This is a genomic window from Rhizobium beringeri, assembly GCF_004306515.1.
GTDB classification, from domain to species: Bacteria; Pseudomonadota; Alphaproteobacteria; order Rhizobiales; family Rhizobiaceae; genus Rhizobium; species Rhizobium beringeri.
In genome coordinates this window covers 4,324,375-4,350,337 of the sequence record NZ_SILG01000001.1, presented here as the reverse complement: position 1 = coordinate 4,350,337, position 25,963 = coordinate 4,324,375, and the positions used below count along the sequence as shown (strand labels likewise).

21 protein-coding genes are annotated in these 25,963 nt (G+C 59.1%); 15 read left to right on the top strand and 6 right to left on the bottom strand.

What is annotated here, in order from left to right; translation table 11 throughout:
• Positions 1-29: 29 nt before the first annotated feature.
• The gene (locus ELH03_RS21595; RefSeq protein WP_011649834.1) at positions 30-851 is read right to left on the bottom strand and encodes a pyruvate, water dikinase regulatory protein; all 822 of its coding nucleotides are present in this window, start codon (positions 849-851) and stop codon (positions 30-32) included.
• Positions 852-1,252: 401 nt separating this feature from the next.
• On the opposite strand from ELH03_RS21595, the gene hemE reads away from it, so the two are divergent.
• The 8 genes from hemE (at position 1,253) to ELH03_RS21550 (ending at position 10,045) form a co-directional block, all read left to right on the top strand.
• Positions 1,253-2,299, top strand: a complete 1,047-nt coding sequence (gene hemE, locus ELH03_RS21585) for a uroporphyrinogen decarboxylase (protein ID WP_130766624.1) — start codon at positions 1,253-1,255, stop codon at positions 2,297-2,299.
• A gap of 2 nt (positions 2,300-2,301) precedes the next feature.
• Positions 2,302-2,838 carry a protoporphyrinogen oxidase HemJ gene (gene hemJ, locus ELH03_RS21580; protein ID WP_105007771.1) on the top strand — a complete coding sequence of 179 codons (537 nt, stop codon included), beginning with the start codon at positions 2,302-2,304 and terminating at the stop codon, positions 2,836-2,838.
• A 197-nt stretch (positions 2,839-3,035) separates the two neighbouring features.
• Positions 3,036-4,301: a transcription termination factor Rho gene (gene rho / locus ELH03_RS21575; RefSeq protein WP_020052216.1), complete on the top strand. Its 1,266-nt coding sequence runs from the start codon at positions 3,036-3,038 to the stop codon at positions 4,299-4,301.
• A 105-nt stretch (positions 4,302-4,406) separates the two neighbouring features.
• A complete protein-coding gene (gene mnmE, locus ELH03_RS21570) occupies positions 4,407-5,726 on the top strand; it encodes a tRNA uridine-5-carboxymethylaminomethyl(34) synthesis GTPase MnmE (protein WP_130766727.1) in 1,320 nt (439 codons plus the stop codon).
• 70 nt (positions 5,727-5,796) lie between these two features.
• Positions 5,797-7,674 carry a tRNA uridine-5-carboxymethylaminomethyl(34) synthesis enzyme MnmG gene (gene mnmG / locus ELH03_RS21565; protein ID WP_130766623.1) on the top strand — a complete coding sequence of 626 codons (1,878 nt, stop codon included), beginning with the start codon at positions 5,797-5,799 and terminating at the stop codon, positions 7,672-7,674.
• 25 nt (positions 7,675-7,699) lie between these two features.
• Positions 7,700-8,317 carry a 16S rRNA (guanine(527)-N(7))-methyltransferase RsmG gene (rsmG, locus tag ELH03_RS21560; RefSeq protein WP_130766622.1) on the top strand — a complete coding sequence of 206 codons (618 nt, stop codon included), beginning with the start codon at positions 7,700-7,702 and terminating at the stop codon, positions 8,315-8,317.
• A 19-nt stretch (positions 8,318-8,336) separates the two neighbouring features.
• The gene (locus ELH03_RS21555; RefSeq protein WP_011654065.1) at positions 8,337-9,131 is read left to right on the top strand and encodes a ParA family protein; all 795 of its coding nucleotides are present in this window, start codon (positions 8,337-8,339) and stop codon (positions 9,129-9,131) included.
• A 32-nt stretch (positions 9,132-9,163) separates the two neighbouring features.
• Positions 9,164-10,045, top strand: a complete 882-nt coding sequence (locus tag ELH03_RS21550; RefSeq protein WP_128401975.1) for a ParB/RepB/Spo0J family partition protein — start codon at positions 9,164-9,166, stop codon at positions 10,043-10,045.
• A gap of 101 nt (positions 10,046-10,146) precedes the next feature.
• Here ELH03_RS21550 and holA read toward each other — a convergent pair whose 3' ends face one another.
• The 3 genes from holA to leuS are packed head-to-tail and all read right to left on the bottom strand — an operon-like array spanning position 10,147 to position 14,339.
• On the bottom strand, positions 10,147-11,187 hold the full coding sequence (holA, locus tag ELH03_RS21545; RefSeq protein WP_128410375.1) for a DNA polymerase III subunit delta: 1,041 nt from the start codon (positions 11,185-11,187) through the stop codon (positions 10,147-10,149).
• 10 nt (positions 11,188-11,197) lie between these two features.
• Positions 11,198-11,719: an LPS assembly lipoprotein LptE gene (gene lptE / locus ELH03_RS21540; RefSeq protein WP_130766621.1), complete on the bottom strand. Its 522-nt coding sequence runs from the start codon at positions 11,717-11,719 to the stop codon at positions 11,198-11,200.
• Entirely contained in the window at positions 11,709-14,339 is a 2,631-nt protein-coding gene (gene leuS, locus ELH03_RS21535) for a leucine--tRNA ligase (protein WP_130766620.1), read from the bottom strand. The genes lptE and leuS overlap by 11 nt, the downstream gene beginning before the upstream one ends.
• A gap of 200 nt (positions 14,340-14,539) precedes the next feature.
• Here leuS and ELH03_RS21530 point away from each other — a divergent pair, with 200 nt between their 5' ends.
• The 3 genes from ELH03_RS21530 (at position 14,540) to ELH03_RS21520 (ending at position 18,283) form a co-directional block, all read left to right on the top strand.
• Positions 14,540-15,199 (top strand): YggS family pyridoxal phosphate-dependent enzyme, encoded by a 660-nt coding sequence (locus ELH03_RS21530; protein WP_130766619.1) that lies wholly within the window; start codon positions 14,540-14,542, stop codon positions 15,197-15,199.
• Positions 15,200-15,281: 82 nt separating this feature from the next.
• Positions 15,282-17,192: a propionyl-CoA synthetase gene (locus ELH03_RS21525; protein WP_130766618.1), complete on the top strand. Its 1,911-nt coding sequence runs from the start codon at positions 15,282-15,284 to the stop codon at positions 17,190-17,192.
• A 155-nt stretch (positions 17,193-17,347) separates the two neighbouring features.
• A complete protein-coding gene (locus ELH03_RS21520; RefSeq protein ID WP_018244147.1) occupies positions 17,348-18,283 on the top strand; it encodes a flagellin N-terminal helical domain-containing protein in 936 nt (311 codons plus the stop codon).
• Positions 18,284-18,362: 79 nt separating this feature from the next.
• Here ELH03_RS21520 and ELH03_RS21515 read toward each other — a convergent pair whose 3' ends face one another.
• Entirely contained in the window at positions 18,363-19,067 is a 705-nt protein-coding gene (locus tag ELH03_RS21515; RefSeq protein WP_007632151.1) for a DUF1013 domain-containing protein, read from the bottom strand.
• 232 nt (positions 19,068-19,299) lie between these two features.
• On the opposite strand from ELH03_RS21515, the gene acs reads away from it, so the two are divergent.
• Positions 19,300-21,255, top strand: coding sequence for an acetate--CoA ligase (gene acs, locus ELH03_RS21510; protein WP_105007762.1), 1,956 nt, complete (start codon positions 19,300-19,302; stop codon positions 21,253-21,255).
• 102 nt (positions 21,256-21,357) lie between these two features.
• On the opposite strand, the gene ELH03_RS21505 is transcribed toward acs, so the two are convergent.
• Positions 21,358-21,582 (bottom strand): DUF1674 domain-containing protein, encoded by a 225-nt coding sequence (locus ELH03_RS21505; RefSeq protein WP_128401968.1) that lies wholly within the window; start codon positions 21,580-21,582, stop codon positions 21,358-21,360.
• A 110-nt stretch (positions 21,583-21,692) separates the two neighbouring features.
• On the opposite strand from ELH03_RS21505, the gene htpX reads away from it, so the two are divergent.
• From htpX to ELH03_RS21490, 3 genes are all read left to right on the top strand, one after another.
• Positions 21,693-22,655 (top strand): zinc metalloprotease HtpX, encoded by a 963-nt coding sequence (gene htpX, locus ELH03_RS21500; protein ID WP_128401967.1) that lies wholly within the window; start codon positions 21,693-21,695, stop codon positions 22,653-22,655.
• On the top strand, positions 22,646-24,034 hold the full coding sequence (locus ELH03_RS21495; protein WP_128401966.1) for an RsmB/NOP family class I SAM-dependent RNA methyltransferase: 1,389 nt from the start codon (positions 22,646-22,648) through the stop codon (positions 24,032-24,034). The genes htpX and ELH03_RS21495 overlap by 10 nt, the downstream gene beginning before the upstream one ends.
• A gap of 213 nt (positions 24,035-24,247) precedes the next feature.
• Positions 24,248-25,921: a heparinase II/III family protein gene (locus ELH03_RS21490; protein ID WP_128404989.1), complete on the top strand. Its 1,674-nt coding sequence runs from the start codon at positions 24,248-24,250 to the stop codon at positions 25,919-25,921.
• Positions 25,922-25,963 lie beyond the last annotated feature (42 nt).

Sequence of the window (25,963 nt, the reverse complement as noted above, 5' to 3'; positions counted from 1 at the left end):
TCCTCGGAGTGCCGGCTTTTCGTCAGCGCTTAGCGCAGCTTCGGGCGCAGGGCAACGATTGCCGCGGCTGTTTCCTCGATTGAGCGGCGGGTGACGTCGATCAGCGGCCAGTTGTGACGGGCGCAAAGCGAGCGGGCATATTTCAGCTCCTCCGAAATCGCGGCGCGATCGGTGTAGTGTTCGCGGTCGAAGCCCTGCGTCACCCCGAGCACACGATTTTCCCGCACCTGGGAAATGCGGTCGGTGGTGGCGATCAGACAGACGATCAGCGGTTTGCTCGCGACGAAGAGGCTCTCCGGCAATGGAACGCCATAGACGATCGGAATGTTCGCCGTCTTGATGCCTCGGTTGGCGAGGTAGATGCTGGTCGGTGTTTTCGACGTACGGCTGATGCCGATGATCACGACATCGGCGTCGTTGTAGTCGTCGGGCATCTGACCGTCATCGTGATCCATGGTGAAATTCAGCGCTTCGATACGCGCGAAGTAGCCGGCATTCATCACATGCTGGGCTCCAACCCGACGGCGCGATGGAGCCCCGAGATAGATCTGGAAGGCATTCATCACCGGCTCCAGCACATTCACCGAGGCGACGCCCATCTCGATGCAGCGCTCATCGATCAGGCTTGCAAGCTCCCGGTCGACAATGGTGTAGAGCACGATACCGGGGGCGTCATCGATCGCCTGCAGAACCGGCAGCAGCTGCTTGCGATTGCGGATCAGCGGGTAGACATGTTCGATCGGCTGCGCCGATCTGAATTGCGCCGACGCGGCGCGCCCGGCAGAGATCAGAGTCTCTCCGGTTGAGTCAGAAATCAGATGCAGATGAAAGAAGTTCGTTCTGTTCTCCACGCTATTTTCCGCTGCCTGTTGAAAAGACTGGATGAAACAGAGCTACGGCGGCGAGGCAGTCTCCGGCAAGGGAAAACATGCCTCTTTATCCACATTTCGGATTTTGCCGATCGGTTTCGGTTGACCCTGTGGACGACGGGGAAGGGCTAGGCTTCTTGAAAGCTCGTCCACAGCCTATCCACAGCTATGAGAAAAATTGCCGAGCTGGAAGGATTTGGAATCATTTTCGGATTCGGCTTCTCCCCGAAATTTGGACAAGATGGACAAATCTTTCCGATGTTCTTCTACAGCCGCGCGACAAATGGCATCGGCGGTGGATGGATTTTAATCCTTGATAGTCACCGACTCTAAGAAATAGAAACCTTTTAAAAGATCTTTGTTTTTTTATAGGGAAGAAGCGCTTGAGCGATACGCGGCGAAAGATCATGAGGGTTTTGAGTGGCGAGAGCCTCTCCCCTCCTCCTCTCTGGCTGATGAGACAGGCAGGACGTTATCTCCCGGAATATAGGGAGACGCGGGCAAAGGCAGGGAGTTTTCTCGATCTCTGCTATACGCCTGACCACGCCGTCGAAGTGACATTGCAGCCGATCCGCCGCTATGGCTTCGATGCCGCCATTCTGTTTTCCGATATCCTGGTCATTCCCGATGCAATGAAGCGGAATGTCCGGTTCACCGAGGGTCATGGTCCGGAGATGGATCCCATCGATGAAGCCGGTATCGGCAGATTGAATGGCGAAGAGGTTGTCGATTATCTCAGGCCGGTTCTGGAGACGGTGCGGCGGCTGCGGGACGAGTTGCCGGCGGAGACGACGCTGCTCGGCTTCTGTGGCGCGCCATGGACAGTTGCGACCTACATGATCGCCGGTCACGGCACGCCGGATCAGGCGCCTGCCCGTCTCTTCGCCTACAGGCATCCCCGCGCCTTCGAGCATCTGCTGATGCTGCTTGCCGACGTATCGGCCGACTATCTCGTCGCCCAGATCGATGCCGGCGCGGATGCCGTGCAGATCTTCGATTCCTGGGCTGGTGTTCTCGGCGAGAAGGAATTCGAGGCGTTCGCGATCAGGCCGGTTGCGCGGATGATCGCTTCGGTCAAATCGCAACGGCCACATGCTCGCATCATCGCTTTTGCCAAGGGCGCCGGCTACCAGCTGAAAACCTATCGCCAGAAGACGGGCGCAGATGCAATCGGCCTCGACTGGTCGGTCCCGCTGGCCTTTGCAGCCGAACTTCAAAAGGATGGACCGGTTCAGGGCAACCTCGATCCGATGCGCGTCGTTGCCGGCGGCCGGGTGTTGGAAGACGGCATCGACGATATTCTGCAGCACCTCGGCAATGGTCCGCTGATTTTCAATCTCGGTCATGGCATTACGCCGCAGGCCGACCCAGAGCATGTGCGTCTGCTGGTCGATCACGTGCGAGGTGGGCGCGTACGAGGCGGGGCGTGATGATGGAAAAACAGACGGATCGGAGATCTGGCGCTTACGCCCGGCGCCGGGCTCATTTTGCGCTGGCATTCTTCGCACTGATGGCGGTCGGGCTTTTTGCCTGGAACCCCGATAATCTCTACCTCTGGATCAAGGCGCTGCACATCATCGCGGTCATTTCCTGGATGGCTGGGCTGTTCTATATGCCGCGGCTGTTCATCTATCACACCGATGCGGAGCCGGGCTCGGTGCAATCGGAAACCTTCAAGGTGATGGAGCGTCGGCTACTTCGAATCATCATGACGCCGGCGATGATGTTGACGTGGATTTTCGGCCTCTATCTCGCCTGGTCGGTTTACGGATTCCAAGGCGGTTGGCTACATGCCAAGATCGGTCTCGTCGTGTTGCTGACCGGTGTTCATATGTTCTTCAGCCGCGCCGTTGGAGCCTTTGAGCGGGATGAAAATCGCCGCTCCGCGCGCTATTGGCGGTTCATGAACGAGGCGCCGACGGTGCTGATGATCGTGATCGTCATCCTCGTCGTGGTGAAGCCGTTCTGAGGAAAATCGTCCTCAGGTTAAATTTGCTTCATTTTCAGCAGCCCTCTTGCGGCAGCGATTGCGAGTCGCTATTTTCCGCGCATCTCATCTACGTGGCATGTGTGTAGAGTTCAGTCGTCTGCGAGCCCTTTCGCGGTACCGAATACGACCCAACATCGCCTTTCCCCTTTGAAATTGAAAAGAGTATTGGTCACTTCATGGCTGAAATGAAGCTTCAGGAACTTAAGAGTAAATCCCCGACGGATCTGCTGGCATTTGCCGAATCGCTCGAGGTCGAGAATGCAAGCACGATGCGCAAGCAGGAGCTGATGTTTGCGATCCTCAAGATGCTTGCCAGCCAGGATGTCGAAATCATCGGCGAAGGCGTCGTCGAAGTGCTGCAGGACGGTTTCGGCTTCCTGCGGTCGCCCAATGCGAACTACCTGCCGGGCCCGGACGATATTTACATCTCCCCATCGCAAATCCGCCGTTTCTCGCTGAAAACCGGCGATACGGTCGAGGGCCCCATCCGGGGGCCGAAGGAAGGCGAGCGCTATTTCGCGCTGCTCAAGGTCAACACCATCAATTTCGACGATCCGGAAAAGATCCGTCACAAGGTTCATTTCGACAATCTGACGCCGCTCTATCCGAACGAGCGCTTCAAGATGGAACTGGATATTCCCACCACCAAGGATCTGTCGCCGCGCGTGATCGACCTGGTGGCGCCGCTCGGCAAGGGCCAGCGTGGATTGATCGTCGCGCCGCCGCGTACCGGTAAAACCGTGTTGCTGCAGAACATCGCGCATTCGATCACCGCCAACCATCCGGAGTGCTATCTGATCGTCCTGCTGATCGATGAACGCCCAGAAGAAGTGACCGACATGCAGCGCTCGGTTCGCGGCGAGGTTATTTCCTCGACCTTCGACGAACCGGCCGTGCGTCACGTGCAGGTCGCCGAGATGGTCATTGAGAAGGCCAAGCGCCTTGTCGAGCACGGCCGCGACGTTGTCATCCTGCTCGATTCGATCACGCGGCTGGGCCGTGCCTATAACACCGTCGTTCCCTCGTCAGGCAAGGTCCTGACGGGCGGTGTGGACGCCAACGCTCTGCAGCGGCCGAAACGCTTCTTCGGCGCGGCGCGTAACATCGAGGAAGGCGGCTCTTTGACGATCATCGCGACCGCGCTGATCGATACCGGCAGCCGCATGGACGAAGTGATCTTCGAAGAATTCAAGGGCACGGGCAACTCGGAAATCGTCCTCGATCGCAAGGTCGCCGATAAGCGCATCTTTCCGGCCATGGACATCCTGAAGTCCGGTACACGCAAGGAGGACCTTCTGGTTCCGCGCCAGGATCTGCAGAAGATCTTCGTGCTTCGCCGCATCCTTGCTCCGATGGGCACGACCGATGCGGTCGAATTCCTCATCGACAAGCTCAAGCAGACGAAGAACAATTCCGACTTCTTCGAATCGATGAACACATAATCTTTAGTCGGATTCATTCTATGAGAGCTGGGGACATCGTCATGATGTCGCCAGCTTTTCTATTTGAAGGAATCGATTTCTATCCCAAGCGATCAACCAGGCGATATGGCCATGTTGAATGATACCATATATGCACTATCGAGCGGTGCCCTGCCTTCGGGTGTTTCAGTCGTTCGAATCAGCGGCCCGTTGACCAGAGACATTTTGATGAAGCTCGTCGGATCCGTTCCAGAAGCTCGGCATGCGTCTTACCGAACGATTCGGACTCGTAACAATCAGCCGATTGATAGCGGCCTGGTGCTGTTTTTTCCTGCTCCGAATTCGTTTACCGGCGAGGATGTTGGCGAGCTGCAGATCCACGGCAGCAGAGCCGTGCTGGCGGCGCTGTTTCACGCGCTTGGCGATACTCCGGGTGTTCGGATGGCGGTCGAGGGTGAGTTCTCCCGCCGAGCTTTCGAGAACGGCAAGCTTGATCTCGTCGAGGTGGAAGGGCTGGCTGATCTCATTGGCGCCGAGACCGAAATGCAGAGACGCCTTGCGGTGGAACATAGCGCGGGCGGACTTTCGGCAATTTACGATTCGTGGGCGGAACGATTAACGCGCGCCCGAGCGTTGATCGAGGCGGAGCTTGATTTCCCCGACGAGGATGACATTCCAGGGTCAGTATCGGATGTGGTTTGGGCCGATATGGCGAAGCTTCGCGGCGATATCGAGGATCACCTGGCCGCAGCTTCGGCCGGCGAGATTATCCGAGACGGCTTCAAGGTGGTCATCGCCGGGGCTCCGAATGCTGGAAAATCGAGCCTATTGAACGCTTTGGCGCGTCGAGACGTCGCAATCGTGACGGAGATTGCCGGAACCACCCGCGATGTCCTGCAGGTTGATCTCGACATTGATGGTTACCTGATCAAGCTCTATGACACTGCGGGTCTTCGCGAGGCGGATGACAGAGTCGAAATGGAAGGTGTGCGGCGCGCGCGCGTAGCATTACGTGATGCCGATCTTGTCCTGTTGCTGGTCGACATGACGAAACCGCTGATTCCCGACGACTTGGAGCAGTCCTCTCCGCATGTTACTGTCGGGACAAAGAAGGATCTGACCGAAATAGCTTCGGGTCGATATGATCTGCAGATTTCGACCGCGACGGGTGAGGGTCTCCCTGAACTACGGCGGTTGATCGGCGACATCGTCGACAGACGTTTTGCCGGCCTGTCTATGGCAATCCCCAGCCGGCAGCGGCATAAGGATTCGCTAGCGAAATGTTTAGCGGCGCTTGATGCGGCCATATCGCAGCCGGATGTGAATCTTGAACTGCGGACCGAGCAGCTGCGAATTGCGGCTGAGTATTTGGGCAGAATTACCGGAAGGGTGGATGTCGAACAGCTACTCGGTGTGATCTTCTCAGAGTTTTGTATCGGCAAATGATTCACGTGAAACCTTGGGCGCCAGCTTGCGCAAGTTTCACGTGAAACGTCCGCCGGATGTGGAGTCTTGAATGACGGATAATGCCTTCGATGTGATTGTGATAGGTGGCGGCCATGCGGGCTCGGAGGCTGCCAGCGCAGCTGCGCGCCTCGGGGCGAAAACCGGCCTGGTTACGCATAGACGAGACACGATCGGCGTCATGTCTTGCAATCCGGCGATCGGTGGGCTTGGCAAGGGCCATCTGGTTCGGGAAATCGACGCGATGGACGGTCTGATGGGACGCGTCGCCGATGCCGCGGGCATTCAGTTCAGGATGCTGAACAAGAAGAAAGGCGCGGCTGTCCGAGGACCGCGGACGCAGGCTGATCGAAAGCTTTATCGCTCGGCAATGCTGGCGGCGATCGAAGCGACGCCTGGCCTGGATATCATCGAAGGCGATGCGTTTGATCTAGAGGTTGTCGATGGTCGCGTCGCCGGCGTGATCATGAAGGATGGTCGGATCTTGAAAGCGCCGGCGGTGGTTTTGACCACTGGCACCTTTCTACGCGGCCTTATTCATATCGGCTCGGAAAAGACACCGGCCGGGCGTGTCGGTGAACCACCGTCGATCGGATTGTCTGCTACCCTGGGCCGCTTGGGATTACAGTTGGGACGTCTGAAGACCGGAACGCCAGCGCGGCTGGATGGAAAGACGATCGACTGGCAATCCGTCGGTCGACAAGGGGCAGACGAGGAGCTTGTTCCTTTCTCCTTCATGACCGACGCGATTACCACCCAACAGATCGAATGCGGAGTCACCAGGACGACCGAAGCGACCCATCGCATCATTGTCGACAATATTATGCGCTCGGCAATGTATTCTGGGCAGATCGAAGGCGTCGGGCCTCGTTATTGCCCGTCTATCGAAGACAAGCTGGTGAAATTTGGAGAGCGGGATGGACATCAGGTCTTTCTCGAGCCTGAGGGGCTGGACGATGACACGATTTATCCAAACGGGATTTCCACCTCCTTGCCGGCGGAGGTACAGGCCGAATTCATTAAAACGATTCCGGGTCTCGAACTGGCAAGAATACTGCAACCGGGCTATGCGATCGAATATGATCATGTCGATCCGAGAGAGCTGACGCCATCGTTGGAGGTCAAACGGTTGAGAGGCCTGTTTCTCGCCGGCCAGATCAATGGCACAACCGGATATGAAGAGGCAGCCGCTCAAGGCCTCGCAGCCGGGTTGAATGCTGCTTTGCGAAGCAATGATTCGGATCCGTTTCATTTTAGCCGGACGAGCTCCTACATCGGCGTCATGATTGACGATCTCACGTCACGGGGTGTTACGGAACCGTATCGAATGTTTACATCGCGTGCGGAGTATCGACTGACGTTACGAGCTGACAATGCCGATATGCGTTTGACGCCCCTGGCTATGCGGCTTGGATGCGTAAGCGGCGAGCGGGCGCAGCGATTCACATCCTATCAGGCAGAAATCGAAGGTGGTCGAGTGCTGTTGCAGTCGCTGACGGTTACACCGAATGAGGCGCGACGCGCTGGCCTGAATATCAATCTCGATGGTCAGCGCCGAACTGCCTATGATTTACTATCTTATCCAAATTACGATTTTTCCACGCTCCGGCAGGTCTGGCCGGAGACGCATGTCGCGATCAGGCCGAAAGTTGCGGAAGCGTTGGAAATCGAGGCCGGCTATTCGGTTTATCTGGATCGGCAAGCGACGGCGATTGCTGATCAGCAGCGCGACGAAGAGCGACAGATACCACTTGATTTCAATTATGACGCACTTTCCGGTCTCTCCAGCGAGCTTAAGGCGAAGCTCAGTGCTGCTCGCCCTTTCAATATTGCCCAGGCTGCAATCGTTGAAGGAATGACGCCCGCGGCAATCGCATTGCTGCTTGTTCACTTGCGGCGCCTGCCCTCTTCTGAGCGTCATAGAGCCTGATTACAAGATTTGAGAGTCTTTCAGAATGGAATTAAACGGCTTGCGTGTTTCACGTGAAACACAGGAACGGCTTCTACACTTCGCTGCGCTGTTTCAGAAGTGGGCGAAAGCTATTAATCTAGTGGCACCGTCGACCCTCGATGACTTATGGGACCGGCACATCGCTGATAGTAGCCAGGTCTTTCAGATCCATCCGCAACCGATAAGCTGGGTCGACCTCGGGAGTGGTGGTGGCTTTCCCGGCGTCATTACGGCGATTTTTCTGGCCGAATTGCAGGACGGATGGGTACATCTGGTCGAAAGTAACCATAAAAAGGCGGCGTTTCTTAGGACCGCGTTGCGGGAGACAAATGCGCGCGGCAGCGTGCATATCACTCGAATCGAAGATGCCTATACGGAAGTTGGCGAATGTGACGCGATTTCAGCGCGCGCCCTTGCCGATCTTGATGGGCTTCTCGGCTATTCAGCCTCCTGGATGCTTGGCAAGGAAAATTGTCATGGCTTTTTTCACAAAGGCCGGGATTACCTGAGGGAAATCGACAAAGCACGTGGTCGGTGGGAATTCGATCTGTTAGAACATAAGAGCGCCGTCGAGCAGGAATCCGTTGTTTTGGAAGTATCAAATCTCCGGCGCTTGGTTTAACAGATGGGATATTGCGGCAATGGCTGGCGAACGACATCGGATTATCACCATCGCAAATCAGAAGGGTGGCGTTGGTAAAACGACCACAGCAATCAATCTAGCAACGGCGCTTGCTGCTATTGGTGAGCGTGTCTTGATCGTCGATCTCGACCCGCAGGGCAATGCCAGCACCGGCCTCGGTATCGATCGTCGTGATCGCAAGCTTTCCTCCTATGATCTGATGGTTGGTGATCGTGGGATCCCCGAAGTCACTCTCGAAACAGCGGTTCCTAATCTCTTTATCGTCCCGTCGACGATGGACCTTCTCGGCATCGAGATGGAGATCTCGCAGCAGAGCGATCGGGTCTTCAAATTGCGGAAAGCGTTGTCTTCGCCCGAAGCAATGGCGTTCTCTTATATTCTTCTGGACTGCCCGCCATCATTCAATCTGCTGACGATGAATGCCATGGCGGCAGCTCATTCGGTCTTGGTGCCGCTGCAATGTGAATTCTTTGCGCTGGAGGGGTTGAGTCAGCTGCTTGAGACGGTCAGCCAGGTCCGGCGGACGGTTAACCCGCGTCTGGATATTCAAGGGATCGTCCTGACGATGTTCGATGCGCGCAACAATCTTGCCCAGCAGGTTGTCAATGATGTGCGCACGCATCTCGGGGACAAGGTTTACCACACGTTAATTCCGCGCAACGTCCGGGTTTCTGAGGCTCCGTCTTACGGCAAGCCGGCCATTCTCTATGACTTGAAGTGCGCTGGCAGTCAGGCCTATCTGCAGCTGGCCTCCGAGGTCATCCAGCGAGAGCGCCAAAGACTGGCCGCGTGATATCATTTTCGGGGTGTAGGTGAGTGTAGATCATGAATGACGATGTATCGAAGAGGCGATTGGGCCGTGGCCTTGCGGCGCTGATTGGTGAAATGGATCAGCCTGTTCCGGTGGAAGCCGAGCGGATTATCAGTGCCGACAGGATGATCCCGATCGAGTTCGTTAGCCGTAATCCTCGCAATCCTCGTCGTTTCTTCGATGACGCTGAGCTGCATGATCTCGCAAGCTCCATTCGTCAACACGGTATTGTTCAGCCGATTGTTGTGCGGACTATGTCGCGGGATCGATATGAAATCATCGCCGGCGAGCGACGTTGGCGCGCAGCTCAGCTTGCCGGGCTGATCGAGATTCCTGTCATCGTCCGTGACGTGGATGATAAGACGGCGCTGGAAATTGCCATTGTCGAAAACGTGCAGCGCGCGGATCTCAATGCGCTCGAAGAGGCGCTGGGCTATGAGCAGCTTATTGCCGAATATGGTTACACCCAGAACGACCTGGGGGAGATCATTGGTAAGAGCCGCAGCCACGTTGCCAACTCCTTGCGCTTGCTGAAGCTGCCGGATCCGGTTCGCGATCTGCTTGCCGCCGGCAGCCTGTCGGCTGGGCACGCGCGCGCACTGGTTTCGACATCTGACCCGGCAAGTCTCGCCCGTACGATCGTTGCCAAGGGCATGTCGGTGCGTGACGCGGAAAAGCTGGCGCAAAACAATATCAAGGCCCAGTCGGAACCACAGCAGGCGGCCTTACGGCGAGATCAGAAGGATTCCGACACGCTGGCGCTGGAGCGGACACTTTCCGATGCACTTGGCCTTGAAGTTGCGATCAATCACAAGTCAAGTGGTGGTCAGATCAAAATTTCCTATAAGTCACTAGAACAGCTCGAGGAAATCTGCCGCTTGCTTGAGAGGCGCTAGAGCGCCGTGCGTCCTTTCAAACGCGCAAAGGACGCACTCACTCTTTCAATTCTCGCATCGTGCGGGCCGAAAATTGGTTCCGATTTTCGGCCCGATACTATTCAGGCGGATTTTCGGCCAGATTGAAGCGTGGTGGACAGAAGCGTTTGCATTGCGACGCTGTCCTCCAGCACCTGTCGCCGTCGACTTTGCAGAATAGCGGCCTGCAGCCGATTGGATTCACGCGCGATGCTTTCCGCGGTCCACTGGCGCAGTGCCTGTTCGATGATCGGCTTGCGGCGAAAATGCAGATGCCTCCCCATCGTCTGCATGATTTGAGGCGGCTGCAGCCGTTTTTCATCCATCTCGGCGCGCATCGAGTCCAGAAGCTGGAATTGCTTCAGGCATGCCTGCAGAACGAGAAAAATTGCGGTCTTCGAGCTGCTGATTTTTTGCATGGCGTGCAGAAAGGCGTTGAGATCGCCGCCGAGGATGGCATCAACGGCATCGTCAACCGAAATGGCGCTGGCGTCGCCGATTATTTCGGTAACGTGATGTTCTTCGACTGTATCGAAGCCGCGGCAGTAGAGAGCGAGCTTACGCACCTCGTTTCGGGAAGCGATCCTGTCACCGCCGATCAAGGCTATGAGCGCCTGGCGCGCGGCCGGCGTAATGCCGAGCTTCTCTGCACCGAGTTCAGTATCGATCAAGGCATTGAGGGCGCGGCTGTCATCGGCGTAGGACGGGATCGTCATGACAGATCGTGCGGCTTCGGCTGTCTTACGCAGCAACGAGCCCTTCTTCAGGTCGCCGGCCTCGACGATCAGATTGGCGGCTTCGAGTGGTTTTTCAGCCAGCAGCGCCAGGGAATCGACGAGGTATTTCTCGTTGGCGGCACCGCGGATCCAGATCAGTTTCTCACCGCCGAACAGCCCGATCGAGTGGACCTCGTCGACCAACCGACCGGGATCCTTCTGCAGGTCGCCGATATCGAGTTTCGTCAATGAGAAGGGATCATCGAGAGCGACACCGCTCTTGCCGGCGAGCAGGCCCGCTCGTTCGGAAACAAGGCCGCGATCCGGCCCGTAGATGACGAAAATCCGATAGTTCCGTGCCGATTTCTGCAGGAAAGTCTCGAATTCGTGGGATTTTATCTCTGCCACATCTCCGCCCTCAGCGGCTGAGAGCAGCGGCGATATCGGCTCCTACGAATTCCGCCACCTGATCCGCCGCTCGGTTTTCGGCATCGCGGATTGCCCGCTGCTTGGCAAATTCCTGGTCAGGGAAATCCACCAGCGCCGTGGTCGCTCGGCTGCCCGCCTTGATGACGTGATTGTCGGTCGCCGCGCGCAGCATGTAGGTGACGCTGACGGTCACACGACCGGCTCGCGAGGTATCGGCGGATTCCGTCAGCAACGTATCGGCAACGGACGATGAGGCGTGTATTTCGACCTGATATTCCGGTTTTTCAGGCTCGCCGGCCCCACGCGACGCAAGGAAGATCAGGTGGTTACGAACCTGCTGCTCGATGCGGCTGCCTGCCGGGGAAAAGCCGACCGATGAAAGCTTTTCAGTGACGCCGGAATTCTCGGAGTAGAGCGGGCGAACCTGGCAGGCGGAGAGAAAAGCCGCGGAGGCAAGGATCATGGCGATGCCGGCATTGCGAGCCAGCTTGCAAGCGATATCAGACGACAATGTTTACAATCCTTTGGGGAACCACGATGATCTTCTTCGGTGCCTGTCCGTTCAACGCGTTCTTCACCGCATCCAGATCCAGCACGGCGTCGGTGACGGCATTCTGATCTGCATCGCGAGAAATTGTCAATTCAGCGCGTTTCTTGCCGTTGATCTGTACCGGCAGGACGACATCGTTTTCGATGACGAGTGTTTTGTCGTATTGCGGCCAGCTTGCCCGGGCAAGCAGTCCTTTATTGCCGAGCGCGGCCCAGCATTCCTCAGCCAGATGCGGCGTCATCGGAGAGACGAGTTGAATCAGGATCTCCGCAGCATCGCGTACCGCCGCGCGATAGGTGGCATCACCCTCGCCTGCCGCAACCCTCGTCATCGGTGCGGCCAGCGCGTTGACGAGTTCATAAATTCGGGCAACGGCTTTGTTGAACCAGAGCTTGTCATAGTCGTTCTGGACCGCCTTCAGCGTCTTGTGGGCAGCCTGCGAGATTGACAAGGCTTCGCCATCGGTTGCCGGCGCCGGTGCGACGGCGGCCAACGCATCGGCGACTTCGGAAATCAGGCGCCACAGACGTTGGGTAAAGCGATGAGCGCCTTCAACGCCTGCCTCGGACCAGATGACATCACGCTCCGGCGGGGAGTCGGACAGAACGAAGAAACGAGCGGTATCGGCGCCGTAGGAGGCGATGATATCGTCAGGATCGACAACGTTTTTTTTCGATTTCGACATCTTCTCGATCGAGCCGATCGCGACTTCCTCGTTGTTCGTCAGCAAGAAAGCCCGGCGTTTGCCGTCGATTTCGTCGATGCGGATATCAGCGGGTGCCACCCATTCGCGGCCGGCGCCGGCGCCGCGGCTATAGGTTTCGTGGACCACCATGCCCTGGGTGAAGAGTCCCTTGAAAGGTTCGGTGGCGGCGACGTGACCGGTTTCGCGCATGGCGCGGGTGAAGAAGCGGGAATAGAGCAGGTGCAGGATCGCGTGCTCGATGCCGCCGATATACTGGTCGACCGGCAGCCAGCGGTTCGCAGCCTCGGGATCGGTCGGCTTTCCTTCCCAGGGCGCGGTAAAGCGGGTGAAATACCAGCTCGAATCGACGAAAGTATCCATCGTATCCGTCTCGCGGCGGGCATCCTTGCCGCAGTTCGGGCAGGAGACATGACGCCAGGTCGGATGACGGTCGAGCGGATTGCCCGGCTGGTCGAAGGTGACGTCGTCGGGCAGCTTGACCGGCAGGTCCTTCTTCGGCACCGGCACGACACCACAATCATCGCAATGGATGACCGGGATCGGGCAGCCCCAATAACGCTGACGGGAAATGCCCCAATCGCGCAGACGGAAATTGACCTTGCGTTCGCCCTGCGGCGCATTGCCGAGTGAAGCGGCAGACAGGCGGTCGGCAACGATATTGAAGGCTTCCTCCGTCGTCTTGCCGTTGAGGAAGCGGGAGTTGATCATCACGCCATCGCCGTCATAGGCGGTGTCGCCGACGGCAAAGCTTGCAGCATCGCCATCTTTCGGCATGACTACGGCCACGACCGGCAGGCCGTATTTGCGGGCAAAATCGAGGTCGCGCTGATCGCCTGATGGGCAGCCGAAGATCGCGCCCGTGCCGTAATCCATCAGGACGAAATTGGCGATATAGACAGGCAGCTCCCAGGAGGGATCAAGCGGATGCCTGACGCGGATGCCGGTATCCATGCCCTTCTTTTCGGCGGTCTCGAGTGCTGCGAGCGACGTGCCGGCACGGCGGCACTCCTCGCAGAAGGCTTCGATATCGGCGTTCTTCGCGGCAGCATCCTTCGCCAGCGGATGATCGGCGGCGATCGCCAGGAAGGAGGCGCCGAACAGCGTGTCCGGCCGGGTGGTATAGACCGTGACTTCGCTCTCGCCGGCAGGTGCCGTTTCCGGCACGATCTCCCAGCGGATCGTCAGGCCTTCCGAGCGGCCGATCCAGTTCTTCTGCATCAGCCGCACTTTTTCTGGCCACTGGTCGAGCGTATCCAGCGCGTCGAGCAGATCCTGGCTAAAATCGGTGATCTTGAAGAACCATTGCGTCAGCTCGCGCTGTTCGACCAACGCACCGGAACGCCAGCCGCGGCCGTCGATCACCTGTTCGTTGGCCAGCACGGTGTTGTCGACAGGATCCCAGTTGACCTTCGACTGCTTGCGGTAGACCAGGCCCTTTTCCAGAAAATCCACGAAGAGATGCTGCTGGTGCTGGTAATATTCAACGTCGCAGGTGGCGAATTCGCGGCTCCAGTCCAGCGAGAGCCCCATGGCCTTCAGCTGCGCCTTCATCGAGCCGATATTCTGGTAGGTCCAGGAAGCGGGATGCACGCCGCGTTCCATGGCGGCATTCTCTGCTGGCATGCCGAAAGCGTCCCAGCCCATCGGGTGCAGGACGTTGTAGCCCCGCGCGCGCTTGTAGCGGGCGACGACATCGCCCATGGCGTAGTTGCGGACATGGCCCATATGGATGCGCCCCGATGGATAGGGGAACATTTCGAGGACGTAATATTTTTCGCGCGGATCGGCATTGTCGGTCTCGAAGACCTTGTCTTCATTCCATTTCTGCTGCCAGCGGGGCTCGGCATCGCGCGGATTATAACGTTCGGTGGCCATAGTATTCGTATTTCCGGAAAATCAGGGGAGTTGGCCGAGACCTTCACCATGAAACCACCGTAGCGTCAAGTTTTGCAGGCGCTGCAAGCGTCCGATCTTGATCACGCGCAAGCGATTTCGCGAAGGCGGGTCTTGGCAAGCACAGGTTGGCTGGTTAGTTCATTGCCAATCCTTTCATCCTGGTATGTCGAGGCAGAACGATGGAACTTCAAGAGCGGTTGAACGACGTGCGATCACGGATTGCGGCCGGGGAACGAGCGGCAGGTCGTCCGGCGGGTTTCGTTCAGCTAGTCGCGGTGTCGAAGACCTTCGAGGCGGACGCGATCCGTCCGGCCATCGAAGCCGGACAGCGCGTCTTCGGCGAGAACCGGGTGCAGGAAAGCCAGGGCAAGTGGCCAGCGCTGAAAGCCGAGCGTCCGGATATCAAGCTGCATCTGATCGGACCGCTGCAATCGAACAAAGCCGCGGACGCGGTAGCGCTTTTCGACGTCATCGAGACGGTGGACCGGGAAAAGATCGCCCGCGCGCTTGCCGAGGAGATGAAGCGGCAGGGCAAGGCGCTGCGGCTCTATGTCCAGGTCAATACCGGGCTCGAACCGCAGAAGGCGGGCATTGCTCCTGACGACACGTCGGACTTCGTTGCCCTTTGCCGCGATGAGCTCGGCCTTTCCATCGAAGGTTTGATGTGCATTCCGCCGGCCGAGGAAAATCCCGGGCCGCATTTCGCCCTGCTGGCAAAGCTCGCGCTCAAAAGCGGCGTCGAAAAACTTTCCATGGGCATGTCAGGCGACTACGGGACGGCAATCGCCTTCGGCGCCACCAGCGTGCGTGTGGGATCAGCGATATTCGGCACGCGCTGAAACGCTGCTTTGGTCGGGCTTCCTGTTCCCCTCAATGCCGCCTAGATTGATATCGAGGTTTGCATGTCCTGGGGAGGAGCAGATGCAGAACGGCTATCATCAGGTCTACGCGGCCTGGAAAGGCGATCCCGAAGCCTTCTGGCGCGAAGCGGCCAGTGACATCGACTGGTTCAAACCGCCGGCGCGGATTTTTTCGCCCAATGAGGGCGTCTACGGCCGCTGGTTTTCCGGCGCGGAAACCAATACCTGCCACAATTGCCTGGACCGGCATGTGGCTGCCGGCCGCGGCGGCGAGACAGCGGTGATCTTCGACAGCGCGATGAACGGTGAGAAGCGCCATTTCACCTATGATGAGCTGCTTCGGGAGGTGATGGCCATCGCAGCAGCGTTGCTCGAACGCGGCATCGGCAAAGGCGATCGCGTCATCCTTTATATGCCGATGGTGCCGCAGGCGGTCTTTTCCATGCTCGCCTGCGCCCGCATCGGTGCGGTTCACTCCGTCGTTTTCGGCGGGTTTGCCGCCAGCGAACTTGCGGCGCGCATCGACGATTGCGGTGCGAAGCTGGTGATCACCGCGAGCTGCGGGCTCGAGCCTGGTCGCATCGTCGCCTATAAACCCCTGGTCGATCAGGCGATCGAGATCGCGCGTTCGAAGCCGGAGCGCTGTCTGGTGCTGCAGCGACCGGAGCTTCGGGCAGATCTCGTCAGCGGCCGCGATCAGGATTTCGAGGCGGCGGTGGCGCAGCATCGTGGCGCCGAGATCGCCTGTGTCTCCGTCAAGGCGACCGATCCGCTCTACATCCTCTATACCTCGGGCACGACGGGCCAGCCGAAGGGCGTCGTGCGCGACAATGGCGGCCATATGGTCGCGCTCAACTGGTCGATGCGGAATATCTACGGCTTGAAGCCGGGCGAGGTTTTCTGGACGGCTTCGGATATCGGCTGGGTCGTCGGACATTCTTATATCGTCTATGCCCCGCTGCTCGCCGGCGTAACCACTCTGATCTTTGAGGGAAAACCGGTCGGCACTCCGGATGCCGGCACATTCTGGCGCATCGTTTCAGAGCATAAGGTGCGGGTGCTGTTCACGGCGCCGACGGCATTCCGAGCCATCCGGCGGGAGGATGGTGACGGTGAATTGATGCACAAGTATCCCATGCCGGATCTACGAGCGCTGTTTCTGGCCGGCGAGAGAGCGGATCCGGAGACGCTGAAATGGGCGGAGCGTATGCTTGGCATACCGATCATCGATCATTGGTGGCAGACGGAGACCGGCTGGCCGATCGCCGCAAATCCGCTCGGTCTCGGCGCCCTTCCCATCAAGCACGGTTCGCCGACACTGCCGATGCCCGGCTATGATATTGCGGTGCTCGACGATGCCGGTCATCCGATCGAGGCGGGAACGCTCGGCAATATCGTCGTCAAGCTGCCCTTGGCGCCCGGCTGCCTGCCGACCCTCTGGAACGCGGACGAACGTTTTCGCTCGGCCTATCTCGATGAGTTTCCCGGTTACTATAAGACGGCCGATGCTGGCTACGTCGATGAGGACGGCTATCTCTTCATCATGTCGCGCACCGACGACATCATCAATTGCGCCGGTCATCGGCTCTCGACCGGGGCGATGGAGGAGGTCTGTGCGCGTCATCCCGATGTCGCCGAATGCGCTGTTATCGGCGTGATCGATGTGCTGAAGGGTCAGGCGCCCTGCGGTTTCCTGGTGCTGAAACGACATGTTTCCCGTGACGCGACGGCGATCGAATCAGAGGTCGTGGCGATGATTCGTGATTCGATCGGGCCTGTTGCTGCCTTCAAGACGGCCATCACCGTTAACCGGTTGCCGAAGACACGCTCCGGTAAAATCCTGCGCGGCACGATGCAGAAGATCGCCGACGGCATACCCTGGAAAATGCCTGCAACCATTGATGATCCAACGATTTTAGAGGAAATTGCCGAGGCCCTGCGCGGGCGCGGTTTAGCCTCCCTGCCGATGTGAATTAAACTTTCGGTAAGCCTAATTGAGGAATTGTTAACCATGTTGATGCAAGCATTTGTTAACGGCAATGGCTTGCATAGCAGGCTTTGCATGACGCGGTCGCCGTTACCGGCCTAGTCCGGATTGCCCCTTTCTCAACGATTGTGGAACGGATCATGACAAGCATCCTTACCAACAACGCTGCTATGGCAGCGCTGCAGACTTTGCGCGGCGTAAACGATAGCCTCAAGGACACCCAGGGTCGCGTTTCATCGGGTTATCGTGTCGAAAAGGCGGCTGACAATGCCGCTTACTGGTCGATTGCTACGACCATGCGTTCTGACAACAAGGCGCTCTCGGCCGTTTCCGACGCGCTCGGTCTCGGCGCGGCGAAGGTCGATACGGCCTATTCGGCTATGGACAGCGCGCTCGATGTCGTCAGCGACATCAAGGCCAAGATCGTCGCCGCCACGGAAAAGGGCGTCGACAAGACGAAGATCCAGCAAGAACTCGACCAGCTGCAGGAGCAGCTGCTCAGCATCGCCCAGTCGGCGTCCTTCTCTGGCGAAAACTGGGTTGCCGGCGCTTCCGGCACGAAGAGCGTCGTTTCGTCCTTCGTCCGCGACGGCAGCAATGCCGTCTCCGTCAAGATGACGGACTATGTGCTCGATTCGGGCTCGCTTGGAAACGTGCTTTTCGGCATGACGAGCACCGGTGCGATCGAGACATCAAGCGGTATCATCGGCACGGCCTTCAACGGAACCTATGGCGGCACCGTCATCGTCATGGCGTCAATATATGATCTCGACATCACCGGTTTCACCCAGGGTCAGCTTGACGCAGCCCTGACCGGTGTCGAACTGGTTCTCGGCGCTATGACCGCCGCCGGCTCGGCATTGGGCTCGATCTCGACCCGTATTCAGCTGCAGGAAACATTCGTCAGCGGTCTGCACGATTCGATCGACTCCGGCGTCGGCCGTTTGGTCGATGCCGATATGGAAGAGGAATCAAGCAAGCTCTCGGCGTTGCAGACGCAGCAGCAGCTCGCCGTCCAGTCGCTCTCGATCGCCAACAGTTCGGCGCAGAACATTCTCACCCTGTTCCGCAGCTAATTCGAAACAGGCAATCTGCAACAAAAAACCCCGCCGGTCAGCTCATACCTGCGGGGTTTTTCATGAAATCGCTGATACCTCAGTACTGATCGTCGTCCTCGTCCTTCGGGGCCGAGCGCAGCGAGCTCAGCTTGCGGAAGACGGCGTCGGCGTCGATTTCCTTTTCTTTTTCCTCTTCGCGCTCGTAGCTCGGGGTCAGGCGCTCGGTTTCCTGAGCCGATTGCAGCGTCGCGCCAAGCTCGGCAGCGGTCGGCAGCGGACGGCCCTTGGAGGCCTTTTCCACTTCCATGTCGAGATCGATCTGGCTGCAGAGGCCGAGCGTTACCGGATCCATCGGCGCCAGGTTGGCGGAGTTCCAGTGGGTGCGCTCGCGGATTTGCTCGATGGTCGACTTCGTCGTGCCGACCAGCCGGGAAATCTGCGCGTCCTTCAGCTCCGGATGGTTGCGAACGAGCCAGAGAATGGCGTTCGGGCGGTCCTGACGCTTGGAAACCGGCGTATAACGCGGACCGCGGCGCTTGGATTCCGGCACGCGCACCTTCGGTTCGGAAAGCTTCAGCTTGTGGTTCGGATTGGCCTCGGCGCGGGCAATCTCGTCGCGGGAAAGCTGTCCTGTCGAGATCGGGTCGAGGCCCTTGATGCCCTGCGCGGCTTCGCCGTCGGCGATCGCCTTGACTTCGAGCGGATGCAGTTTGCAGAACTGCGCGATCTGATCGAAAGACAGTGCCGTATTGTCGACGAGCCAGATGGCGGTCGCCTTCGGCATGAGCAGTGTTTGAGCCATGGATATAGTCCTTCTATCGTCCGCGCCGGTCGCGGTCCGTGGATTGTCACCACAATGTCCGGGAAATATGCCGCTATATAACCGCACTGTCGCATAATTGCAATTCTTCCGAAATGAAATGACCTTTGTCTAATTGCCGTGGCGATGCGAACTGCTATGAATTGCCGTGATTTCAAATCCGGGCCCTGCATAGCTCACGCGGCCCGTCGCATGTCCCATGAGGAGGAGTTGCATGTCGGAGAAGATCTATCCGGTCACGAAGCCGGTGAAGGCGCGCGCCCTGATCGATAAGGAAAAGTACCTGAAATGGTACGAGGAAAGCGTCGAGAACCCGGACAAGTTCTGGGGCAAGCACGGCAAGCGGATCGACTGGTTCAAGCCATATACCAAGGTCAAGAACACTTCCTTTACCGGCAAGGTTTCGATCAAGTGGTTCGAGGACGGTCAGACAAACGTCTCTTATAACTGCATCGACCGTCACCTGAAAACGAATGGCGACCAGGTGGCGATCATCTGGGAGGGCGACAACCCCTATATCGACAAGAAGGTCACCTATAACGAGCTCTACGAGCATGTCTGCCGGATGGCGAACGTCTTGAAGAAGCACGGCGTCAAGAAGGGCGATCGCGTCACCATCTACATGCCGATGATCCCCGAAGCCGCCTATGCGATGCTCGCCTGCGCCCGCATCGGCGCGGTGCATTCGGTCGTCTTCGGCGGTTTCTCGCCCGAGGCGCTGGCGGGGCGCATCGTCGACTGCGAATCCACCTTCGTCATCACCTGCGACGAAGGCGTGCGCGGCGGCAAGCCGGTGCCGCTGAAGGACAATACCGATACGGCGATCGATATCGCCGCTCGACAGCATGTCAGGGTCAGCAAGGTGCTGGTCGTTCGCCGCACCGGCGGCAAGACCGGCTGGGCGCCGGGCCGCGATCTCTGGCATCACCAGGAGATCGCCACGGTGAAGGCGGAATGCCCGCCGGTGAAGATGAAGGCGGAAGATCCGCTCTTCATTCTTTATACGTCAGGCTCGACCGGCAAGCCGAAGGGCGTGCTGCATACGACGGGCGGTTACCTCGTCTATGCGGCGATGACGCATGAATATGTCTTCGATTATCACGACGGTGACGTCTACTGGTGTACGGCAGATGTCGGCTGGGTCACCGGTCACTCCTACATCGTCTACGGGCCGCTTGCGAACTGCGCGACGACGCTGATGTTCGAGGGCGTGCCAAATTTCCCGGATCAGGGCCGCTTCTGGGAAGTCATCGACAAGCACAAGGTCAACATCTTCTACACGGCGCCGACGGCGATCCGCTCGCTGATGGGGGCCGGTGACGAATTCGTGACGCGCTCTTCGCGCTCTTCGCTGCGCCTGCTCGGCACGGTCGGCGAGCCGATCAATCCCGAGGCCTGGGAATGGTATTACAATGTCGTCGGCGACAAGCGCTGCCCTGTCATCGATACGTGGTGGCAGACGGAAACCGGCGGCCATATGATCACGCCGCTGCCTGGCGCCACCGATCTGAAACCCGGTTCGGCGACGACCCCGTTCTTCGGCATCAAGCCGCAGCTTGTTGACAATGAGGGCAAGGTGCTGGAAGGCGCGGCCGACGGCAATCTCTGCATCACCGACAGCTGGCCGGGTCAGATGCGCACGGTCTATGGCGATCACGAGCGCTTCATTCAGACCTATTTCTCCACCTACAAGGGCAAGTATTTCACCGGCGACGGCTGCCGGCGCGATGCGGACGGTTATTATTGGATCACCGGCCGCGTCGACGACGTACTGAACGTCTCCGGCCACCGGCTCGGCACGGCAGAGGTGGAATCCGCGCTTGTCTCTCACAACCTGGTTTCGGAAGCCGCAGTCGTCGGTTATCCGCATCCGATCAAGGGCCAGGGCATTTATTGCTACGTGACGTTGATGGCCGGTCACGAGGGATCGGATACGCTTCGCCAGGATCTGGTGAAACATGTTCGTGCTGAAATCGGCCCGATCGCTGCGCCTGACAAGATCCAGTTTGCGCCCGGCCTGCCTAAGACCCGCTCCGGCAAGATCATGCGCCGCATCCTGCGCAAGATCGCCGAAGACGATTTCGGTGCTCTCGGCGACACCTCGACGCTTGCCGATCCGGCCGTGGTCGACGATCTGATCGCCAATCGGCAAAACAAGGCAACCGCCTGACATATTGAGCTGCTCCGGTCCGTTCGGTTCCGGAGCGGCTCACTCGTTCGTTAGCCGGGTTCTCGGCTATTTCGATCGTAAGACGCCAATAGGAATATTGACTTAGAAATCAATCGCTCGGCCATTGATTTCGTAATCGCCGAAGCGCGCCGGCTCGGCTCCGCCGCGGCCGCCGATCTCCGGCGGCAGCTCCAGCGGCTTCTGGTTCTTTCGCCGCTCCTCGGCTTCGGCAAGGGCGCGTCTGGCAGCCGGGGACAGCATCTTGCGCGGCGGCTCCGTTCCCCCGGCCATCGGCGTTTCGCTATTGTCGTTATCGGCGTCCTGCATGGCCGTCTCCTGCCGGAAATATTGAAAATGGCTGGTGAATAACCAAATCATAATGCGCCGGTGCCGGGATTAAAAGCTTGTGACGCCGAAATCGGAGATGGAGATCCGCAATGAACCTCGTTCGCACTGCCATGTTGCTTGCCTTCATGACGGCGCTTTTCATGTTTGTCGGCTTCCTGATCGGCGGTCGGGCCGGCATGATGATCGCGTTCGTCATTGCCGCCGGCATGAATTTCTTTTCGTACTGGAATTCCGACCGGATGGTGCTTTCGGCCTATCACGCGCAGGAGGTCGATGAGCGCAATGCGCCGGAATTCTTCCGGATCGTGCGCGATCTCGCCCACAATGCCGGCCTGCCGATGCCGAAGGTCTATCTCTACGACAGCCCGCAGCCGAATGCCTTCGCCACCGGCCGCAATCCCGATAATGCCGCCGTCGCCTCCTCGACCGGCCTGCTCAGCGCCTTGTCTCCGGAGGAGGTCGCAGGCGTGATGGCGCATGAACTGGCGCACATTCAGAACCGCGACACGCTGACGATGACGATCACGGCAACACTTGCCGGCGCGATCTCTATGCTCGGCAACTTCGCCTTCTTCTTCGGCGGCAACCGCGAGAACAACAACAATCCCCTCGGCTTCGTCGGCGTCCTCGTCGCGATGATCGTGGCGCCGCTCGCCGCCATGCTGGTGCAGATGGCGATCAGCCGCACGCGCGAATATTCGGCAGACCGCCGCGGTGCCGAGATCTGCGGCAACCCGCTCTGGCTCGCTTCGGCGCTCGGCAAGATCGCGCGCGGCGCTGCCCACGTGCCGAACGCGGACGCCGAGCGCAACCCGGCGACGGCACATATGTTCATCATCAATCCGCTCTCCGGCGAGCGTATGGACAATCTGTTCTCCACGCATCCGAACACGGAAAACCGCATCGCTGCGCTGCACGACATGGCGCAAGGCGGCATGAATGTCTCGACGTCGCCGGCTCGTGCTGCTAATCCGTCGCGCAAATCGCGCTCTGTTCCGGATACGGGTCTTGGTCGCGGTGGTTCGCAACCGCCAAAAGGTCCGTGGTCTTGAATTCAGACGGCACGAAGAAGCCATTCCGCAAGCATAAGCCCTCCACTGAGCGATCTGCGCCTGATAAGCCCGGTCTGCAGGCCCGGGCCGCGGCGGCAAAAATTCTTGCAGCCGTCGTCGACCGCAAGCTGCCGCTCGACGGTGCTCTCGATCATGAACACGGCAATCCGGCCTATAGGGCGCTCGGCGAAAGCGACCGGGCGCTCGTCCGCGCCATCCTGAACACGACGCTGCGCCATCTGCCGCGCATCGATGCCGCGATTGCCGCATTGCTGGATTCGCCGCTGCCGGAGGGCGCAAGGGCGCTGCATCATGTGCTCGCAATCGGGGCGGCGCAGATCCTCTATCTCGATGTGCCGGATCATTCGGCTGTCGATCTTGCCGTCGAGCAGGCCAATCTGGATCCACGAAATCGCCGTTTCGCCAAGCTGGTCAATGCCATCCTCCGCCGGCTCGGCCGCGAGAAGGAGCAGGTGCTTGATGAGATCGGCAACGTCGCGCCGATGCCGGCCTGGTTCATCGCCAGGCTGGAAAAGGCCTATGGCCGGGAGACGGCGCTGGCGATTTCGGAATCCCAGCTCGAACCGGCCGCAATCGATCTGACCGTCAAGTCCGACCCCGAAGGTTGGGCGAAGCGGCTTACCGGCGTCGTCCTGCCCACGGGCGGCGTGCGGCTCGCCGCCTTCGACGGCGGCATTCCTTCGCTCGAAGGCTTCGATGAGGGCGCGTGGTGGGTGCAGGATGCGGCAGCAAGCATCCCGGCGAAGCTGTTCGGCAATCTCTCCGGCAAACGCACCGCCGATCTTTGTGCTGCGCCCGGCGGCAAGACGGCGCAGCTCATCCTTGCCGGCGGCGCAGTCACCGCACTCGACCAGTCGGAAAGCCGGCTGAGACGGCTGCGCTCGAATCTCGACCGGCTCGGCCTCAAAGCGGAGACGATTGCGGCAGACCTGACGACATTCGAGCCGGCGGAACGCTTCGCTGCGATCCTGCTCGATGCTCCCTGTTCTTCTACCGGCACGACACGCCGGCACCCTGACGTGTTGTGGACCAAGGGGCCTGAGGATATCGCCAGGCTGGCGGCGCTGCAGGAGCGGCTGCTGCGTCATGCGCTGACATTGCTGCAACCGGGTGGCACACTGGTTTTTTCGAATTGTTCGCTCGATCCTCTCGAGGGTGAGGAAGTCGTCGCCCGTGTTCTTTCCGATACGGATGCGGTCGAGCGCGTTCCGATCGGCGCCGGTGACTGGCCCGGCCTTGAGGCGGCGATCACGCCGCTCGGCGAATTCCGCACGCTTCCCACCATGCTGAAAATGCCTGATGGCATCGGCTCCGGCCTCGACGGCTTCTATGCGGCTGTGCTGCGGCGCGTGGCCTGATTGCAAGGCTTGAGCGCTCGCACGCTCGCACTAAACGAGGTGCTTCATAGCCTCGTGTCACGCATGCCGTTCTCCAAAACCGCCCGCATGATTTCAGGTGAAACGCGTTAATTTGCGTATATTCGAACCTTGTCACGAATTAATTCATTGCGGACGATGAAATCGGCCGCTTTTCACCTATTCTTAACCACGAGGGTCAATAGACAATAGAATATGCAGTCCGGTCGGCGTTTTGCGAGCATGTATGTTCGGGAGGCTTGGCGGCGCGCCTTGCGCCGCGTCGCGTTGCTGCGCCTGAAGCTCTTTCGTCATTCGATCAAGGTGCCCGAGCGTCTGATCGTCGCGCCGACCGATCTCCGCAGCATCGATCCACATGTGGCCGACGAGATCCTCAACGGACGGTTTCTCCTGGCCGGGCGCATGCTGGAAACAAACGGAAAGTCGCCCTTCACCTTCACCCTGCCCTCGCGCCCCTTCGCGACGCGTCTCCACAGCTTCGGCTGGCTGCGGCATATGCGGGCGAACAAGACGGAGCGTAGTTCGGCTGCGGCCCGCGCGATCGTCGACAGCTGGCTTTCCATCCATGCCGGTCGCATGGAGGGGATTGCCTGGGAGACCGACGTTACCGCCCAACGCGTTATCGCCTGGCTGTCGCATTCGCCGGTGGTGTTGCAGAACGCCGACCGCGGCTTCTATCGCCGCTTCATGAAGTCGCTGGCGTTCCAGGTGAGGTTCCTGCGCCGCATGGCGCCGTTCACCCTCGGCGGCTTGGAGCTGTTTCGGTTGCGCATCGCGCTCGCCATGGCCTCCGTTGCCATGCCGGCGCGCGCCTCCACGCTGAGAAGGGCGGCGCAGGCACTCGACCGTGAATTCGATAGCCAGATTCTGCCAGATGGCGGCCATGTGTCGCGCAATCCGCGCGTCGGGCTGGAACTGCTGCTCGATCTGCTGCCGCTCAGGCAGACCTATGTCAATCTCGGCCATGACCTGCCGCAGAAGCTGATCTCCGGCATAGATCGGATGTATCCGGCATTGCGGTTCTTTCGCCATCAGGACGGGGATCTAGCGCTGTTCAACGGGGCGACCTCGACGCTCGCAAACGAGCTGATGTCGGTGCTGCGATATGACGAGACTGCCGGCCAGCCGTTCAAGGCTTTGCCGCAATCGCGCTATCAGCGGCTTTCCGGGGGAAAGACGGTGATTATTGCCGATACCGGCACGCCGCCTTCGGGAGGCGCACTTCGGACCGTGCATGCCGGCAGCCTCTCCTTCGAGATGTCGTCCGGCCGCCATCGCTTCATCGTCAATTCCGGTTCGCCGAAATTTGCCGGGCACCGTTATGTCCAGATGGCGCGCACGACGGCGGCGCATTCGACCGTCATCCTCAACGACACGTCGTCCAGCCGTTTTTCGCCCTCACCCTTCCTTAATCACGCGATCACCGAACCGGTGAGAACCATCACTGTTGAGCGCGCCGAAACCGAGGACGGACGCGACGGCATCAAGCTCAGCCATGACGGTTATCTCAGGGTGTTCGGGGTGCTGCACGAGCGTGAGCTGACACTCAATGCCGCAGGCTCGATCGTGACGGGCCGCGATCGGCTCGTCGTCCGCGAAGGATATGAGCATGACGAACCTTTGAAGGCCGTCGCCCGTTTTCATATCCATCCCTCGATCGTCCTGCATCAGAGTGACGGGGAGTCCGTGCTGCTGACGGCGCCGGACGGCGAAAGCTGGCTGTTTTCGGCGCCCGGCAATGAAGTGCTGATCGCCGAGGACATTTTCTTTGCCGACAGCTCCGGCATCTGCGGTTCGGACCAGATCGAAATCGACTTCGATCTTGCCGAGAAAACGGAAATCCGCTGGTTCCTATCCCGCAAAAGCTAGAGGCGGATGATTTTAGGCCGAGTGGTCAAAGATGGGGATCAC

What these genes read in the sequence shown, in the direction of transcription:
- hemJ (WP_105007771.1), top strand. Translation starts at nt 2,302, where the DNA reads ATGGAAAAACAGACGGATCGGAGATCTGGCGCTTACGCCCGGCGCCGG.
- rho (WP_020052216.1), top strand. Translation starts at nt 3,036, where the DNA reads ATGGCTGAAATGAAGCTTCAGGAACTTAAGAGTAAATCCCCGACGGAT.
- mnmE (WP_130766727.1), top strand. Translation starts at nt 4,407, where the DNA reads ATGGCCATGTTGAATGATACCATATATGCACTATCGAGCGGTGCCCTG.
- mnmG (WP_130766623.1), top strand. Translation starts at nt 5,797, where the DNA reads ATGACGGATAATGCCTTCGATGTGATTGTGATAGGTGGCGGCCATGCG.
- rsmG (WP_130766622.1), top strand. Translation starts at nt 7,700, where the DNA reads ATGGAATTAAACGGCTTGCGTGTTTCACGTGAAACACAGGAACGGCTT.
- ELH03_RS21555 (WP_011654065.1), top strand. Translation starts at nt 8,337, where the DNA reads ATGGCTGGCGAACGACATCGGATTATCACCATCGCAAATCAGAAGGGT.
- ELH03_RS21550 (WP_128401975.1), top strand. Translation starts at nt 9,164, where the DNA reads ATGAATGACGATGTATCGAAGAGGCGATTGGGCCGTGGCCTTGCGGCG.
- leuS (WP_130766620.1), bottom strand. Translation starts at nt 14,339, where the DNA reads ATGGCCACCGAACGTTATAATCCGCGCGATGCCGAGCCCCGCTGGCAG.
- ELH03_RS21530 (WP_130766619.1), top strand. Translation starts at nt 14,540, where the DNA reads ATGGAACTTCAAGAGCGGTTGAACGACGTGCGATCACGGATTGCGGCC.
- ELH03_RS21525 (WP_130766618.1), top strand. Translation starts at nt 15,282, where the DNA reads ATGCAGAACGGCTATCATCAGGTCTACGCGGCCTGGAAAGGCGATCCC.
- ELH03_RS21520 (WP_018244147.1), top strand. Translation starts at nt 17,348, where the DNA reads ATGACAAGCATCCTTACCAACAACGCTGCTATGGCAGCGCTGCAGACT.
- ELH03_RS21515 (WP_007632151.1), bottom strand. Translation starts at nt 19,067, where the DNA reads ATGGCTCAAACACTGCTCATGCCGAAGGCGACCGCCATCTGGCTCGTC.
- acs (WP_105007762.1), top strand. Translation starts at nt 19,300, where the DNA reads ATGTCGGAGAAGATCTATCCGGTCACGAAGCCGGTGAAGGCGCGCGCC.
- ELH03_RS21505 (WP_128401968.1), bottom strand. Translation starts at nt 21,582, where the DNA reads ATGCAGGACGCCGATAACGACAATAGCGAAACGCCGATGGCCGGGGGA.
- htpX (WP_128401967.1), top strand. Translation starts at nt 21,693, where the DNA reads ATGAACCTCGTTCGCACTGCCATGTTGCTTGCCTTCATGACGGCGCTT.
- ELH03_RS21490 (WP_128404989.1), top strand. Translation starts at nt 24,248, where the DNA reads ATGCAGTCCGGTCGGCGTTTTGCGAGCATGTATGTTCGGGAGGCTTGG.